The organism is Psychrobacillus sp. FSL H8-0484 (assembly GCF_038005325.1).
Classification (GTDB): Bacteria; Bacillota; Bacilli; order Bacillales_A; family Planococcaceae; genus Psychrobacillus.
The window spans coordinates 941,808-957,410 of the sequence record NZ_JBBOSZ010000001.1 but is presented as its reverse complement, the minus strand read 5'-3'; the positions used below and the strand labels follow the sequence as shown (position 1 = coordinate 957,410).

The following is a 15,603-nucleotide window of genomic DNA, read 5'->3' as shown; positions in this document are numbered from 1 at the left end:
ACTATACAACTCCTTTTAATTTAAATCCAATAACTATTTTATCATAGTTAAGATGTTTGACCCATTAGCATTGCCGATTGTTGGTTTGCTTTACTTATCGCATTCTCCATCGCTGTGAACTGTCTCCAGTAGCGAGCTTCCACGTCTTTTAAACGATTCTGGAAACGAGTTATACGATCATTAGTATCTATTAAATTCTTACCTATGTCATATTGTTGGTCAGTATAACCCGCTTTTCCTGCACGCTTTTCAATACCTAATTGGAAATCTTTTATCGAATCACGCAAACGTTTCGCTATTCCTCGAGTATCAGTAGTTATAGTACCATCAGGTAGTGTTTCCGACTTAGATCCAGTACTTGTTAATGTATTGACAACTTGATCGGGATTTTCAGTCAAAGCTTTACGTAACTTGTCTTCATCAATGACAAGCTGACCACCATCCGAGTACACTTTGGATGTTGTGATGCCCATTTCAGCAAGCGTATCAATCAACTGTTCGCCATCACCGACTTTTCCATAAATGGTATTACGCATAGCACCAAGCCCACTACGAATAATATCATCACTTCTTAAAAGACCACTTTTCGCTTTTTCATCCCAAAGTTCTTGTTCTTTTTCTGACATATCTTTACGCTGCTCATCAGACAATGGAGGAAAGTCACGATATTTCTTTTCTTTCAATTGATCATTCATTCCAGAAATTAGTTCATTATATTTGCTAACGAACTCTTTAACTTTATCGACCATTGAATTTATGTCTGCAGTAGCTGTTAACTTAACGGGAGAAACAGAAGTATCTTGTGGTGTATTATTATTTTGGCTAACCGCTGCATCGTAATCAGCCTTTAATTGATCTCTAGTTTGTTCCTTAGATGCTAAATTTTGCTCCGCTTGAGTTTTCTGCTGATTAGCAATATCTAATTTAATATCTTCTTTCGCAACAGAACTAAGAGAATTAAATTCTGCTGTTTCTAAATTTTGGAGTGTAGTACGGTCCTCAGCACTTAAACCTTTCAGTAAAGCTTTTGCTTCTGGTGAAATTGATGAGGCTTCTATTGTTGCATTATCTATTTGTCCATCTGCATTTAGTGGTAAATCTTTAAAAGCTATAAAATCATTTTCGCTAATATTTGCTAAAGCATTTTTAAGAGCAGCTTTGTCAGTTACTAACGCTGAATATGCATCTTTTTGACTTTGGGGTATATTATCAAAGACCGTTTGTTGATTAGCTGCATTTTCCGTAGCTGTAGTTAAAGCAGCTGTTGCGTTCTCCACGTCCTTTTCTGCTAATGGTATTGCGGTTGCTAAACGAGCAATTTGTTCTTCTATTGTTTTTTTCACATTAAATGTAGAGTTAAGAGTTACATTGTATCCCGATATCATAAATGTATTTGTTGAACGCTCTGTTGAAATACCATTCACTTGGAAAATAGCATTGGTACCACCTTCTGCTAAGTTAGGAGAGTTCCCCATACCTAATGCTGAGAAAACATCATTACCAGCAGTTATTTGTACCTCTGCTCCTCCTTTAATATCACCTGTATTTTTTGCAGTAATTGAAAGCTTACCATTTTCAAATAAAGCAGATACACCAGCATTACTGTTATTGATTTTCGCAACAACATCATCTATAGAATCAGTAGCTTTAATATCAATTGGCGTAGCATCTGTTGCTAATGTGCCATTGGCTTGAATAGCTTTTAATGATATCTGAGTGTCAGCTGCAATTCCAAGTTCACTCATTTTAGTGCTACCAGTAGCGATACCTCCTGATGAAGTAGAAACAGTATTACCAACTTTTCTTGCAGCATTTGCTAGTTGGGAAACACCGTCAATTGAAAGTGAGCTGGATGCTGAGCCAGTAGCTGTTGCATTAATAAGAGTAGAATTCGAATTTTCCACCGTTTTTTTATGAAAATTACTAGAAACGAAAAAATTATCAAATAAGTAGGTATCAAAAGTTTTTAGCTTTGTATTAATTGCACGGTATGAATCACGTTTCCATTCATACGTTGTTTTCTTTTGAGTCATTTTATCAAGCGGAATACGCTCAGCTTTCATTAAATCTTTTACTATTTGATCTATATCCATTCCTGACGCTAAACCGCCAACTCTCAATCCTGCCATCCAAAAAACCTCCTAGTATTATATCTTTTCGTCAACAATCATCCCTAAAAATTTCTGCATCGAGTAAAAAGCATCTAACAACTTTCTAGGTGGAACTTCTCTAATAACCTCATCTGTTTTCGAATCGACTACTTGTACAAAATAGCGCTCTAGACCCTCATGCATGACAAACTTTGAGTTATGATTCTGTAGAGTCATAAACTCATTTAAAGCATCCACCGCTTTTTGTACTTTATCTTTTGGGAATATCTCTTTTTCATTTGCTTTCTGTTCTGCTTGCATTAGTTGTTTCAAAGAATTTTCTGTAACACTCGTTTTAGTAACTTCCAAATCTGCTTCATTCTTTGTCTGGGCAGGCATCGCAACGTCCTTCACTTGTGCTTGAGATGAAATTCTCAATTTTATCCCCTCCTACATTTGCAACTTTCTTTTATTTATATCGGTATAAATATTAAAAGTTTCAGCTAACGCAAAAATAATTGAAAGTATTGTCGATAATACTCTTGAAAGCTATAAATTTCACATGGAGGTGAATAAATTGAAAATACAAAACCAGGCATGGATTGCCTTCTCTACAAACAGGTATCAAAAAAATGAATCTTCAATAACAAAGACACTTGAAAAACTTTCAGGTGGAGACAAGCTGACACGTGCATCCAACAACGCTTCCGGATTATCTATTTCCGAAACCATGCGTGGACAAATACGAGGACTCGCTCGAGCTCAACAGAACATGCAAGATGGAATTTCTGTTTTAGAATCAACAGATGCTGGACTACAGCATGTTAGTAGCGTTCTTCAACGCATACGTGAGATAGCTGTTCAAACTTCTACAGACACTGTTACAAACGATGACCGTGCAGCAGCACAGGAAGAGATAGACCAACTACTTCAGTCTATAGATGACACAGCTGATAAAATGGAATTCAACACACAGAATATTCTAGGAGATGTTCGACCATTATACATACATGTCGGTGCAAATTCTGGTCAAAAGATACGAATCGACACAGTAAATGTTAGTACAGCTTCCCTAGGTATCGAAATTGTTAAACTTTCTAATCGAAAAGAAGCAGAAGAACTAATTTCAAAAGTCGATAATGCGCAATCCATTATATCTAAGCACTTAGCAAATACTGGTGCAGACTATGAAACATTAACTCATCATAAAGATAACGTCTCTTTAACTGAAATCAATCTTCAAAAAACCGAATCACTCATTCGAGATCCAGATATGGCGTTTGAAATGATGGAGTTCGTAAAAGAAGGTATTCGACAAAAAGGTGATGAGATGTTGATTAAGCAAACGAATCAGAATGTTAGTGATGTGTTGAGGTTGTTTAGATAACTGAAAAACCAGACTGACAAGTTTTTCTCTTCGCCAGTCTGGTTCTTATTTAAAATTATCCCTAGTAAAAACCGGTAGTCCAAAGGCATAATCTACTTCGATTTTTGTACAAGACAATATTATTTCATAGTTATTTGAATAAGCATTCAAATTTTCATGATCTCCTAATTGATTCACACCATACTCAAACATTTTTAAGAAATCAGCGTTCAATCCGTGTGTATTGGATTTGAATATTGCATGGTCTACTCTATTTTCATCCACTAAAATCAATTCTGCATGTTCTATTCCTTGAAAAATATTTACTTTTAAACTATGCTCTACTAAATCATCATTAGTTCCTTGAAAAGAAATAATCTTTGCAGCATTATTAAAATTATTATATAAAGTAACCAAGCTAAGTGCATTTATATCTTCTATGAGTTTTTTAGCTAAATAATCGAACTCTATTTGCAGTACCATCTTCCCATAGCTTTGAAATAAGTAACGATTCATCGTTAAGTATACTGGTTCTATCCAAGAAGAGTTGTCTATTATATGTGAAAATAAATGTGGAGCTAATCGGTTGCTTAAATGAAGCAAATACGCACCATGTGAATGTCCATATCCAATTACCCTATTTTCGTTAAACTCCATATTATTCTCTTTCAAAATAATTTTAACAGCTTCGATAGCAGTAATAATATCAATTGCTTGCATGAATCCCATATCATTAAAGTGATCACTTGTTTCTTCCAATTTTGCCATAACAGGAAGAGTTAGTTGTTTAGTAGATAGTATTTCTAGCAAGCAAGAAGAGTTAGCAATTAACGCACTTCTTTCCTCTAGAGAAAGTAAAGGTAAAAATTCCTTTTCATCACCATTTAATTTAAAGGATGATGCACTTTGCATAAACTCGCTACCAAAATAAGCACACTGAACTGTTACCAAGTTATTTTTATCGGAAAAAACCTCTCTCATTTTCTTATATACATTAGAATCAATATCTCCTCCGAAACCCGGGACTAAAATAGCAATTCCCGTATTACCATTCACTCCTGTTTTAGGAGATGAAATCTCTATGCGTAATTCTCTATTTGAATCACCATTATACAGGTTATGATGTGCTGGAATATTAATACGCTGATTATTAGCCATATGAATCTCCTTTAATCATGATTTTCTTTGAAAATGAATTTACGTTTTATTAATAAATGTTACAATTCTAATTCGTGATAAAAGATTTACAGATAATTCTTTTACTAGTTTTTTATTAAAGTAGCCATATGAGCCATCGTTGAGTATCCACTTTCTTTCAAACTGCCTATTACATTAACTAAATAGCTTTCATTATGATCAATGGTTTTGGAGTAGGATTGAATTAGCTTTAAAACAAGTTCAAAGGATAATCCTTTGTGCGTTTGAGCCATTCCAACTAAATGCATTCGTATAAGAGCAAAGTTAATAATCAGTATAACATAGCTATCAAATAACTTTTGCTGATCATAAGGGAATAGATTTTTGAAAACATAGTTCACTAGATAGTTTTCTAATATATAATCGTTTTCTGTCATAAATGTAGCATAGTATGTATCATGAGCTATTTTATATTTTTCAATGGTTTCTTCAATAGATTTCTCTTGATCTAAGGATAGTCCTTCAATCATTTCCTTCAAACACTCCAAATAGCGTTCACTTGATAAGCCATCCTTTAAACGATATTCAATTAGGGATTTTCCCATATTCATTTGAAAAGAGAGATTGGAAGACATTTCTTTGATTGACTGTGAGAACTCATCATTTTTCAATTGTTCAATATAATTTTCCATGATTTTAGGTAGCTGTTCTGTCCATTCTTGCTTAGGTAAAGAAGCAATTTTTTGAAAGAACAATCCTAAGAGAATTAGTCTATTTTCAATGGATTGACTCCTACTTTGTAACACTTGGATAGTAAAAATACGTAAATCCCAAAAAAACGGATTATTAGGCTCAGTTTGAAATTCCTTATTCATAAAGCCAAGAGTATTAACAGGTTCTTCTTCTTCGATAAAATCAATCCCTGCAGGATTAAGCAATGCATGACGAGCAGCCTCAGGACAAGAAAGCGATAAACTTTTTTCAACATTTTGATCTACTTTATTTAACATCCTTGGATAAATTGCGCACGTATTTGAGAGCATCTCTGCCCCAAGAAAAGAGTGCACTTTACATAATCCTTGATCATCCAATAGTGTGCAGGCACCCTTATCATTCATTCGAATTCTCGCGTAATCATGAGTAGAAGAATTCGAACGATTACGCGTCACATTTTTCTTTAGCAATTCCTTCATCACTGGATGATTCGTTTCACGATAGTTTTGAAATGTTTTTTTATCTACAGTTACCTTCCAACCAGCACAACAAGTGTCCTCACATGCAGAACCGATACATTGAAACTCTTTATAATATGTTGGTGTTAAAATGGGTCTCATTTTTTCTTTCATTAAAATCACCTATTTAGAATAGTTTTTTTGTAATTAAATTTAGGCCAAAATATAATTGGTATTAGTTAATTCTCACTCCATATAGAGCTTCTAATTAGTTAAGGAATAGAGTTTTATAATACCTCGTCTAAAGTCATAGGAGTACCCGCTTTAAAATCTTTCCTAGCCAATTTGTTTATAATTTTTTCATAATACTTCGGTTCAAGCCCATAACCTGGTCGAACAATTTTAATATTGTCAGTCGTAAACTTCTCTCCTTCTTTAATATCTTTTGAAACATAAATAGAGCGTCTAAATTTCAAAGAAGCTTTTTCTTTTTCAGTAGGTCCATACGTAACTTTTCCAAATGCTTGCCATGCGCGCTCTGTTTCTTCTACTAGCACTTTCATTTCTGCTGGTTCTAAAGAAAATGCAGCATCTACTCCACCATCTTCTCTAGACAGTGTGAAATGTTTTTCAATCACAGTTGCTCCTAATGCTACCGCAGCCACTGATACTCCCGTTCCCATTGTGTGATCTGATAACCCTACTTGCACGTCAAAAAGTTCTCTCATATGAGGGATTGTAGAAATATTCGTATTTTCTGGCGTAGCAGGGTAAGTGCTTGTACATTTCAATAAAATTAAATCTTTACAGCCTGCTTCTCTTGCTGTTCTCACTAATTCATCTAGCTCTGAGACAGTAGCCATTCCTGTTGATACAATCATTGGCTTACCTGTGGATGCTACTTTTTTAATAAGTGGTAAATCCGTATTTTCAAAAGAAGCAATTTTATATAGAGGTACATCTAATTCTTCTAAAAAATCGACTGCTGTATCATCAAAAGGTGTACTGAAAGCAATCATTCCTAGCTCGCGTGCACGGTCAAAAATTTGTTTATGCCATTCCCATGGAGTGTATGCTTGTTGGTAAAGTTGGAATAGTGAATTACCTTTCCATAAGCTTTCATCATCACTAATTAGAAAATCTGAATTTTCAACATTAAGAGTCATTGTATCAGCTGTATATGTCTGAATTTTCAAGGCTTTTGCTCCTGAGCTAGCTGCTGCTTCTACAATTTCCAATGCACGTTCCAACGATTGATTATGATTACCAGACATCTCAGCAATAATTAAAGGTTTATTAGTAGGGCCTATTCTTAAATTTGATAAGATAATTTCATTCATTAATTTTCTCCTCGCTTTACTGCTCCAATTAAATTACTTACCGGTGTATTCCAACCATCTTTTAATAAGTATGCATAATCTTCTTTATCCTTTAGTCTATGATAACTCCCCTTTCCTACTTGCTTAGTGCGAGTATTCTTTCCTTGTCTTATAAGCGGCCACACCTGAATAAACAATTTTTCTATTTCAAAAGTCAACTTTTGATAGGATGAAAACAATGTTTCATATGATTCAAAAACAATCTTTTTTTGAGCAATAATATCCCCCGTATCTAAACCTTTATCTATATAGTGAACCGTTACCCCTTTCGGCGTATCCTCAATAACACTCCATAGATTTGGATCTGCTCCTTTATTCCAGGGTAAATAAGAAATATGCAAGTTTATGATCCGATCCTTGTAGTAATCAACTAAATTAATCGGAATAATATACCTATACCCATAACTAACAATAAATTCGAAATCTTCTTTCAATACTTCTTCTGGTTGAATCTTATCAATAATATTGACAACACTATCCCCATAGGATAAAAGAAACTCTTGTATATTGTCCTTGTAAGGTCCTAAAAATAAAATTTTCATAGGCAGTTTACTTCTATTTCCCTTAAAACAGGATACTCTCTCATTTGGTCTTGATCCATCACCTTAGAACAATTTATCGACATATCTTTTATTTGAAATGGATTGCTCAAAATATTAGAAATTGCATTTTCAATGTCTAATACTCCAACTTCTTTACTAATTCCTAAGTTAATACTTGTTCCTAAAGTTGAAATAGCTTCAGTCAATTCATGCTGATTTTCTGCAACAATAATCGTTATGGAAGGAAGTCGTAAAAAACACCGCTCCCAAGTCGTTGAACCTCCTGCACCAATCGCTAAATCTGCATTCTGCATCAATTCCGCCATATTACTAACTTGACAATGAAAAATTGTATTTGGCATTTGATGACATAATTTTTCAACTTCATTACGTTTTGGATTGGAAGCTCCTACAACAACAGAAACTATAACGTTCTGTTTAATTTGTTTTCTTAATGCTTCCAACGTTTTTACTGTTTCCCCAGTAGGATCAGTTCCACCAAAAAAAACAAGGATATTTTCTATTTTTTCAGTTCTTTCTCTAGGTCCATTGACTACTTCTAAAAATTCATCTCGCAGTAATGCGTAATTAGGCCCTAAGAGCTGTACACAATTTTTGGGAACTAAACTTTGATATCTTGTTTCCAAGTTGACATAATAATTTTGATCAAGCAGTATGTCGCAATCGTGACTTCGATTAGCTAAATCATCAATAACCATTATTTTTTTTACAAAAGGTCTCAATTTTTCTTCCCACTCTTTATCTAACTCATAATGATCGACAATTAGTAGCTTCACTTCGAGACATCCACTTTTAATAATTTGTATTATCTGATTAACATCTTCCAACCAATATGCTTTCTCCAACTTTGTTTTATTTGGTATAGAGTGCACACTGAAACCTTGCAATTGAATGTAATCAATAATGTTTCCTTCTAATTCTCTACATACAAATAAAACTTGTAATCCTTTGCTTTTCAGTTGATTAGCTAACGTTAAGCAACGCATAACATGACCAGTTCCTATTTTAATAGACGAATCTACTCTTATTAATACTTGCATTATAATCACACCTATAGTTTCTTTTGTTCAATATGGGCATTTATTTTATTCCATTCAGGATATTTTCCTAAGATATTTATCACATCATCCATGTAAAACATCTTAGAAAAATGATAAAGTTCTTTCAAAATAAGTTCTATTAATTCAAAATCTTCCACTGTATCAACTGTCCAACGATAATGTCCTAAATCTTGTGGATTAGAGATAGAACCTAATCGAAACTTTTCTGGATTCGTATACATATATGCTGTAACATGCTCTCGATCTCTTTCAAGCGTAGCTTCTTTGTAAGATTTCTCTAACGCCTCTCTCGAGAATACCTCTGTATCTAATCCACGTGGATATGTTCTTTCGATTGTATTCGATACATAATCGAATTCAGAAGCATGGTCGATATAATAACAAATTGTTTCATCCATAACAATTGGATCAATAATTGGACAATCAGAAGTTAATCTAACAATAATATCTCCTTCAAATTGTTCAGCTGCTTCATAATAACGGGCAAGCACATCATTTTCAGAACCTCTATAATAATCCACACCATACTGTTCACAAAATTCAACAATTGGCTCATCCTTTTGATCAATCGTTGTGGCAATAACAATTTTATCAATACATTTAGACTGTCTTACTCTTTCTATTTGATAAGCTAGTAAAGCTTTACCATTTACTTTTTTTAGAATTTTCCCTGGTAATCTTGTAGAGCCCATTCGAGCTTGAATAATCGCTAAAACGGTCATTTTTTCACTTTCCCTATCACTAATTTCACTGCTTCAATAACATCATTAACATCTTGATCTTGCATTAAAGGAAACATAGGTAATGATATTATTTCTTCATATAGTTTTTCAGCATTCTGTAGAGAACCCTTCTTATACCCAAGTTGTTGATAGTACGGAAGAGTATGTACAGGGATATAATGAACATTCACACCGATATTTAATTTTTGGAGTTCTTCAAATACTTCTTTACGTGAAACAGTCAATTGATCTAAGTTCAATTTCAACACATACAAATGCCAGCTTGAATCTGTATATGGTAGTTGATATGGAATTTGTACTTGTGGAATATGAACAAATGCTTCGTTATATTCTGCTAAAATCTCTTTTCGTCTATTAATAAAGCCATCCAATTTAGTTATTTGACTACTACCAAGTGCTGCTTGAATATCAGTCATGCGATAGTTATAACCCAAAAACTGCATTTCATAATACCACGGTCCATGATTTCCCTTCATTAATGCAGGATCTCTGGTAATTCCATGAGAACGAAATTGTATAAGTTTATCATAATATTCTTTATTATTCGTTGTAATAATGCCACCCTCGCCTGTGGTTATATGTTTCACAGGGTGGAAACTAAACATCGTCATATCACTAAGAGCTCCAACTTTTTCACCTTTGTAAGTAGCTCCTAATGCATGTGCAGCATCCTCAATAACTACTAAATTATATTTTTTTGCAAGTGCATGAATCTCATCTAATTGGGCGGGTTGACCTGTAAAATGAACTGGAATAATAGCTTTTGTATTAGAAGTAATTTTTTTTTCGATATCGGTAGGGCAAATATTATAAGTTTGTGAATCAATATCGGCAAAAACGACTGTTCCACCTTGATATAAAACACAGTTTGCACTAGCAGCGAATGTAATAGGAGTTGTGATAACCTCATCACCTTCAGTAATTCCCGCCGCATAGCATGCACCATGCAATGCAGCTGTTCCATTAGAAAAAGCTACGGCATATTTTGCTCCTACATAATTTGCAACACTTTTTTCAAAGTTCACTATGCTAGGACCTGTAGTTAAATAATCTCCTCTTAATATATCTACTACAGCTGCAATATCATTTTCGTCAATGCATTGTTTTCCGTAAGGTAAATATGTATCTCTCATCGCGATTAGCTCCTTAAAGAAAAAATGTAGTCAAAGACTACATTTTTTCGACTAGTTCTCTTAACTGCTCTACTTTCAACCAATCATCATTTAAATCACTAGTATATTTAAATCCATCTGGAAGTGGTCTCCCTTGATTTTTCTTTTCACTCCACCAGGGAAACTCAGGTTGAATAACATAATATGTATCGAATTCTACCGTTCTTCGTGCATCATCTTCTGTAATCATTGCTTCATGTAGTTTTTCACCTGGACGAATACCGACAATTTTCATTTCACATTCAGGGGCAATTGCTTTTGCTAAGTCAACTACATTCATACTTGGAATTTTCGGGACGAATATCTCTCCGCCATTCATGTGAACAAGTCCATCCAATACAAATTGAACCCCTTGATCTAAAGTAATCCAAAAACGTGTCATACGTTCATCAGTTATTGGAAGCGTCCCTGTTTCCTTGATTTTTTGAAAAAATGGAACAACACTACCGCGGCTCCCAACAACATTCCCATAGCGAACTACTGCAAAACGTGTCTTTTTATCACCAGCATACGAATTCGCTGCTACAAATAACTTATCCGAAGCAAGCTTTGTCGCGCCGTACAAATTTACTGGGCTACATGCCTTATCTGTACTAAGGGCTATTACTTTTTCTACCCCTCTATCAATAGCAGCTTCAATGATATTTTGAGCACCGTGTATATTCGTTTTCACTGCTTCAAAAGGATTATATTCACATGCTTCTACATGCTTCATAGCAGCAGCATGAATAACGATATCTACACCATCAAATGCACGGTATAAGCGCTCTTTATCTCGGACATCTCCGATAAAAAAACGTATCCTTTCGTCTTTGAACTCTTGTGCCATTTCATATTGCTTTAACTCATCTCTACTAAAGACAATTACTTTTTTAACATCAGTTTCTAGCGCCTTACGGATAAATTTCTTTCCGAATGAGCCAGTACCGCCAGTTACTAATACGACTTTTCTTGATAGTGGGTGTACTGTCATTTTATCCTCCTATGTACTGTATTTTTACATTTTCTCTCTAAATTTCTGTTCTTCAATATATTAAACACCTTTAATTTTAGCACCATTCCGTGCAATCTTATAGATGCTAATAGATGATTGCTTTACTTTTTGCTCAAACCAGAGAAGATATGTACTTAAATTGGGAGATGCATGAATTCTCAGCTTTTTTCATTAACTTTCAGAAAGCGAATTCCTCTTGGGACATCTATGCCTGATGTGGGTTCACTCATGCATTCGATTTCAAGCAAAGACTAAGTCCTGTCCAATATTCTTCCTAAAACCTATGTATTCTAGCAATGATATTGCTTTAGTCACTACAGATCCGCTTGTTTCTAAAAAATGTACTTCTCTTTGTTGTGCCTCTTTTTCAGCAGCTCGGTATCCTCCCAGAAAAATACCGTATCGCTCCATCATGCAACGTTGTAATATCATGTCTAACAGTATCCATATATAATAGTGGACCTCTATATTTTGTATCTCGAATTTTTTCATCACAGATAGATAAGTATCTGTAATAATTCCTGCATCTGGCACGACTGTCTAGTTTTCAAGTCTCCTGAACAATCAAACAATGGATGATGATCATCCATTGGTTTTACCCGGTTCTATTTGTTTCACTGTGTTCAAGTAAAACAAAACGTTGATTTGACAATGACTTTTTCTCACCATACTCCTTAAAAAATGCAATTTCTTTTTGATCCACAGGTATGATGAAAATGGATTGTTTCCCTAAAATAGAAAGAAGCTCTTTCAAATGGCAGCCAATTCCTAACCCTATAAGCCAACCAGAATCTGCATGAATTGAGCAATACCATTAATAGGATCATACTTACCATTTAGTTAAATTCAGGTTAACTTAAGCCAACGGATTCTCCATTTCGAGCTTCTTCTACTTCCCATATCATTGCTGACATTAAACTGCGACGGCTTGGCAATCTTTAAAGAATGCCTGGATTTCATACTCAAACATATCTGCAACTAATACATAATCTTGTATCTCTAATCCATGATTGATTTCTTCCAAAAACTCATGTATTTTTTCCGTTTTCAGTTGAACTGTCAAGCTATTTTTGTGCAGTAAATCACTTGCTTCAGATAGCCATTGCACTCCATCACTAAAATCCATAATCTTTTTTAAGCCATTCGTAATTTGATTTTCTCGAAAATCATCCGCAATTTTTTGACATCCATCAGGAATTTTTTTTATATACTCATTGTAAGATTCAATTACTTCATATAATACTTCACTCATTTTACTCATCTCCAAGTTTTTTTATTATTTCATCCAATAAATTCTCTGTATATGTTCTCGAAAGGTTTGTTGCATTCAACAATCTGTTATATAGTACTTCATTTTGTTCGAATACGCGCTTGTATTCTTCCTCTTTACTTTCACTTTGCTTTGGCAAAAATCTATTCAAAACATCAATCGTGATTGGTTCAACAATGCTATCCATCGAAACTTTTCCAAACAGTTGTTTTAATTTTTTATCAACTTTATCTAAACCTTTAATAGCTTTTTGATTAAATATAATTTTAGAAGGATTTTCTTTTAAATGTCGTAATCCTTCATTTAATTGAAGCTTAATTTCTTCATAAATCTTTATTTCCGCCTCAATTTTACATACAAATTCTCTCCACTTAGGAATATCGATAACGGAAACCTTATCATCTATACGCTGATTTTTCTCTTTCAGCGGTTTAATATCATCGCAAAATGCTTGAAAGGTTTTTTGAGTAAATCCTTGGATTTTTACACCACCCTCTGTGCAATTAAAGAAACGTCCGGCTTCCTTTGATACTTCAGCAATCTGTTCAAAACCTTTCTTCATCGATAGAAAAACAGCATCTGTTAATACGTCTTCTCCATCATATCCTTCTATCAAGAAAGTTCTCCTTTCTTCTTTGAAATTATCATTAACAGTAGAAAAATGTTTATTATACTCTGCGTGCGTTTTGTTATCTGTATAAGCTAAATCTTGACCTATTAAAGCAATAGGACCACTTGAAATATATTGAGCGATCGTTAGTGCATAGTTAGCAACTGAAGCTCCTCCAAGTAATGTTGGTAATTGTTTTTGGGTCATCTTTTCAATATGTCTATGCATACCTGGTTCAAAAGAAGGAATAAAGCTAAATGCTAGCCCTTTAAATTGGTCCCTAATTTTATAATGATTCTTAATACTATATATTAATTTTGACTTATGAAAGGTATTATCTTTAAAATGATTATAATTCGCAATAGAGCCATCAATAGATACGATAAAATCTGCTTCAATATCGTAATGCAAAAGCGTATTAACAGTTGAGCCAGCCGCTATAACGACAATATTATCTCTTATTTTTTTTAGTAATGGAATTTGCTTCGTTAGAGAAGGCCCCCCTGATACAATCACTACTGGAAGATCATAGACTTTTTCTAACCTTGATAAACTTTCATCTTCAAAAACATGAAAAAGGTTTCGAATGTAATTTTCCTGCCATATTTCAGCGAAAAAATTAACTGTATTAAAAAAAACAGCATTTACACTTAACACATCTTTAACAGTTTTCAACACTAAATTATATAAATCAGGAAACAATTTATCATAATTTGGAGAACATATAATTTTCACGTTTACATTATAATCGTTTAGTAAATTATTTAATGCTAACTCAATATTATTTTCCGTTACGTCTATCATTACGTCGAAATCACGTTTATCCATGAGGGATTCAGTCTTTTTAAACAATGGGTCAATTATAAATAACTGATCATTTTCATTTAACTTCTTCTCCAAGGCCTCTGCAATATACCCAAGCCCAAAACCAAATAACACGTGTACATGATTTTCTGTGTATTGGCTTTTTGCAAACTGCTCCGCTTCTTTTCTAGGATTATATTTACTATGTAAAAAAAAATCATTTACTTTCAATGTAGGATCTAATGATTTTGATTGTATTTTCTCGATGTTTATATCTTGAATCACACTTACCACCTCTCTTCTTATATCGACAGATCTTTTTAAATATAAAGAAATCCCACTCTAAAAAATAGAGTGGGATTAAAAATACTAATAAAATTATTGTAGAAGTTGTAAAACACCTTGTGGTTGTTGATTTGCTTGAGCAAGCATAGATTGTGCTGCTTGAGTTAAGATGTTATTTTTAGTGAAGTTCATCATTTCTTTTGCCATATCAACGTCACGGATACGTGATTCTGCAGCAGTTAAGTTTTCTGAAGATGCACCTAAATTGTTGATCGTGTGCTCTAGACGGTTTTGAACAGCACCTAAGCTAGAACGTTGTTTTGAAACTGTTTCAATTGCAGTATTGATAGACGTAATCGCCTTACTAGCATTTGTTGTAGTATCTACTTTAACATCAGCAGCAGCAACTTTTAAACTTGCAGCATCCATTGAAGCGATGTCTAATGTAATAGATTGTCCTGAGTTAGCACCAATGTGGAAAGTTTTACCAGAGAATGCTCCACCTAATAAATTTTGAGTATTGAACTCTGTGTTCTTAGCAATACGGTCAATTTCAGAAGTTAAAGCTGTAATCTCAGATTGAATAGCTGTACGGTCAGCAGCTACGTTAGTATCATTTGCTGCTTGAACAGAAAGTTCACGCATACGTTGTAGGATAGAGTGAGTTTCGTTAAGAGCACCCTCAGCAGTTTGGATTAAAGAAATTGAATCTTGAGCATTTTTAGTAGCCATATCTAAACCGCGGATTTGTCCACGCATTTTTTCAGAGATTGCAAGACCAGCTGCGTCGTCTCCAGCGCGGTTGATTTTGAAACCTGAAGATAATTTTTCTAAGTTTTTAGCAGATTGCCCTTGGTTAGCTGTTAAGTTTCTGTGCGTGTTAAGAGCTGAAATATTGTGTTGAATTCTCATTGTGAGATTCCTCCTTGAATTTTGGTTTATTTAGTTCCACATCCT

The 15,603-nt window shown here is 34.1% G+C and carries 16 protein-coding genes; 1 reads left to right on the top strand and 15 read right to left on the bottom strand.

Annotation, left to right across the window (positions count from 1 at the left end; all coding sequences use genetic code 11):
* Positions 1 to 47 precede the first annotated feature (47 nt).
* Positions 48 to 2,129, bottom strand: coding sequence for a flagellar filament capping protein FliD (gene fliD / locus MHH81_RS04345; protein ID WP_340918313.1), 2,082 nt, complete (start codon positions 2,127 to 2,129; stop codon positions 48 to 50).
* Between the two features lie 18 nt (positions 2,130 to 2,147).
* Positions 2,148 to 2,528, bottom strand: coding sequence for a flagellar protein FlaG (locus MHH81_RS04340; protein WP_340918309.1), 381 nt, complete (start codon positions 2,526 to 2,528; stop codon positions 2,148 to 2,150).
* Positions 2,529 to 2,667: 139 nt separating this feature from the next.
* Here MHH81_RS04340 and MHH81_RS04335 point away from each other — a divergent pair, with 139 nt between their 5' ends.
* Positions 2,668 to 3,477 (top strand): flagellin N-terminal helical domain-containing protein, encoded by an 810-nt coding sequence (locus MHH81_RS04335; RefSeq protein WP_340918307.1) that lies wholly within the window; start codon positions 2,668 to 2,670, stop codon positions 3,475 to 3,477.
* A 45-nt stretch (positions 3,478 to 3,522) separates the two neighbouring features.
* Here MHH81_RS04335 and MHH81_RS04330 read toward each other — a convergent pair whose 3' ends face one another.
* The 13 genes from MHH81_RS04330 to MHH81_RS04270 all read right to left on the bottom strand — a co-directional run bounded on the left by MHH81_RS04330 (position 3,523) and on the right by MHH81_RS04270 (position 15,558).
* A complete protein-coding gene (locus MHH81_RS04330) occupies positions 3,523 to 4,614 on the bottom strand; it encodes a DUF2920 family protein (RefSeq protein WP_340918304.1) in 1,092 nt (363 codons plus the stop codon).
* Between the two features lie 104 nt (positions 4,615 to 4,718).
* Positions 4,719 to 5,939, bottom strand: a complete 1,221-nt coding sequence (gene fliB, locus MHH81_RS04325; protein ID WP_340918302.1) for a flagellin lysine-N-methylase — start codon at positions 5,937 to 5,939, stop codon at positions 4,719 to 4,721.
* A gap of 113 nt (positions 5,940 to 6,052) precedes the next feature.
* Positions 6,053 to 7,105, bottom strand: a complete 1,053-nt coding sequence (pseI, locus tag MHH81_RS04320) for a pseudaminic acid synthase (RefSeq protein WP_340918299.1) — start codon at positions 7,103 to 7,105, stop codon at positions 6,053 to 6,055.
* Complete coding sequence (locus MHH81_RS04315; protein ID WP_340918297.1) at positions 7,105 to 7,686, bottom strand: formyltransferase family protein; 582 nt, start codon at positions 7,684 to 7,686, stop codon at positions 7,105 to 7,107. Before MHH81_RS04315 ends, pseI begins: the two co-directional genes overlap by 1 nt.
* A complete protein-coding gene (gene pseG / locus MHH81_RS04310) occupies positions 7,683 to 8,747 on the bottom strand; it encodes a UDP-2,4-diacetamido-2,4,6-trideoxy-beta-L-altropyranose hydrolase (protein ID WP_340918296.1) in 1,065 nt (354 codons plus the stop codon). The genes MHH81_RS04315 and pseG overlap by 4 nt, the downstream gene beginning before the upstream one ends.
* An 11-nt stretch (positions 8,748 to 8,758) precedes the next feature.
* A complete protein-coding gene (locus MHH81_RS04305) occupies positions 8,759 to 9,490 on the bottom strand; it encodes a glycosyltransferase family protein (RefSeq protein WP_340918293.1) in 732 nt (243 codons plus the stop codon).
* Positions 9,487 to 10,644, bottom strand: a complete 1,158-nt coding sequence (pseC, locus tag MHH81_RS04300; RefSeq protein WP_340918289.1) for a UDP-4-amino-4,6-dideoxy-N-acetyl-beta-L-altrosamine transaminase — start codon at positions 10,642 to 10,644, stop codon at positions 9,487 to 9,489. Before pseC ends, MHH81_RS04305 begins: the two co-directional genes overlap by 4 nt.
* A 37-nt stretch (positions 10,645 to 10,681) precedes the next feature.
* Positions 10,682 to 11,656, bottom strand: coding sequence for a UDP-N-acetylglucosamine 4,6-dehydratase (inverting) (pseB, locus tag MHH81_RS04295; RefSeq protein ID WP_340918287.1), 975 nt, complete (start codon positions 11,654 to 11,656; stop codon positions 10,682 to 10,684).
* A gap of 261 nt (positions 11,657 to 11,917) precedes the next feature.
* Positions 11,918 to 12,109, bottom strand: coding sequence for a hypothetical protein (locus MHH81_RS04290; protein WP_340918284.1), 192 nt, complete (start codon positions 12,107 to 12,109; stop codon positions 11,918 to 11,920).
* 163 nt (positions 12,110 to 12,272) lie between these two features.
* Positions 12,273 to 12,431: a hypothetical protein gene (locus tag MHH81_RS04285; RefSeq protein WP_340918282.1), complete on the bottom strand. Its 159-nt coding sequence runs from the start codon at positions 12,429 to 12,431 to the stop codon at positions 12,273 to 12,275.
* A gap of 159 nt (positions 12,432 to 12,590) precedes the next feature.
* On the bottom strand, positions 12,591 to 12,929 hold the full coding sequence (locus MHH81_RS04280) for a hypothetical protein (RefSeq protein WP_340918278.1): 339 nt from the start codon (positions 12,927 to 12,929) through the stop codon (positions 12,591 to 12,593).
* A gap of 1 nt (position 12,930) precedes the next feature.
* Positions 12,931 to 14,646: a motility associated factor glycosyltransferase family protein gene (locus MHH81_RS04275; RefSeq protein WP_340918275.1), complete on the bottom strand. Its 1,716-nt coding sequence runs from the start codon at positions 14,644 to 14,646 to the stop codon at positions 12,931 to 12,933.
* Between the two features lie 93 nt (positions 14,647 to 14,739).
* A complete protein-coding gene (locus MHH81_RS04270; RefSeq protein ID WP_340918272.1) occupies positions 14,740 to 15,558 on the bottom strand; it encodes a flagellin N-terminal helical domain-containing protein in 819 nt (272 codons plus the stop codon).
* Positions 15,559 to 15,603: the final 45 nt, after the last annotated feature.

Excerpts from the sequence above, each read along its gene's own strand:
- MHH81_RS04305 (WP_340918293.1), bottom strand. The coding sequence starts at position 9,490 with ATGACCGTTTTAGCGATTATTCAAGCTCGAATGGGCTCTACAAGATTA.
- fliB (WP_340918302.1), bottom strand. The coding sequence starts at position 5,939 with ATGAAAGAAAAAATGAGACCCATTTTAACACCAACATATTATAAAGAG.
- fliD (WP_340918313.1), bottom strand. The coding sequence starts at position 2,129 with ATGGCAGGATTGAGAGTTGGCGGTTTAGCGTCAGGAATGGATATAGAT.
- pseC (WP_340918289.1), bottom strand. The coding sequence starts at position 10,644 with ATGAGAGATACATATTTACCTTACGGAAAACAATGCATTGACGAAAAT.
- pseB (WP_340918287.1), bottom strand. The coding sequence starts at position 11,656 with ATGACAGTACACCCACTATCAAGAAAAGTCGTATTAGTAACTGGCGGT.
- MHH81_RS04290 (WP_340918284.1), bottom strand. The coding sequence starts at position 12,109 with ATGATATTACAACGTTGCATGATGGAGCGATACGGTATTTTTCTGGGA.
- MHH81_RS04280 (WP_340918278.1), bottom strand. The coding sequence starts at position 12,929 with ATGAGTGAAGTATTATATGAAGTAATTGAATCTTACAATGAGTATATA.
- MHH81_RS04330 (WP_340918304.1), bottom strand. The coding sequence starts at position 4,614 with ATGGCTAATAATCAGCGTATTAATATTCCAGCACATCATAACCTGTAT.
- MHH81_RS04270 (WP_340918272.1), bottom strand. The coding sequence starts at position 15,558 with ATGAGAATTCAACACAATATTTCAGCTCTTAACACGCACAGAAACTTA.
- pseI (WP_340918299.1), bottom strand. The coding sequence starts at position 7,105 with ATGAATGAAATTATCTTATCAAATTTAAGAATAGGCCCTACTAATAAA.
- pseG (WP_340918296.1), bottom strand. The coding sequence starts at position 8,747 with ATGCAAGTATTAATAAGAGTAGATTCGTCTATTAAAATAGGAACTGGT.
- MHH81_RS04315 (WP_340918297.1), bottom strand. The coding sequence starts at position 7,686 with ATGAAAATTTTATTTTTAGGACCTTACAAGGACAATATACAAGAGTTT.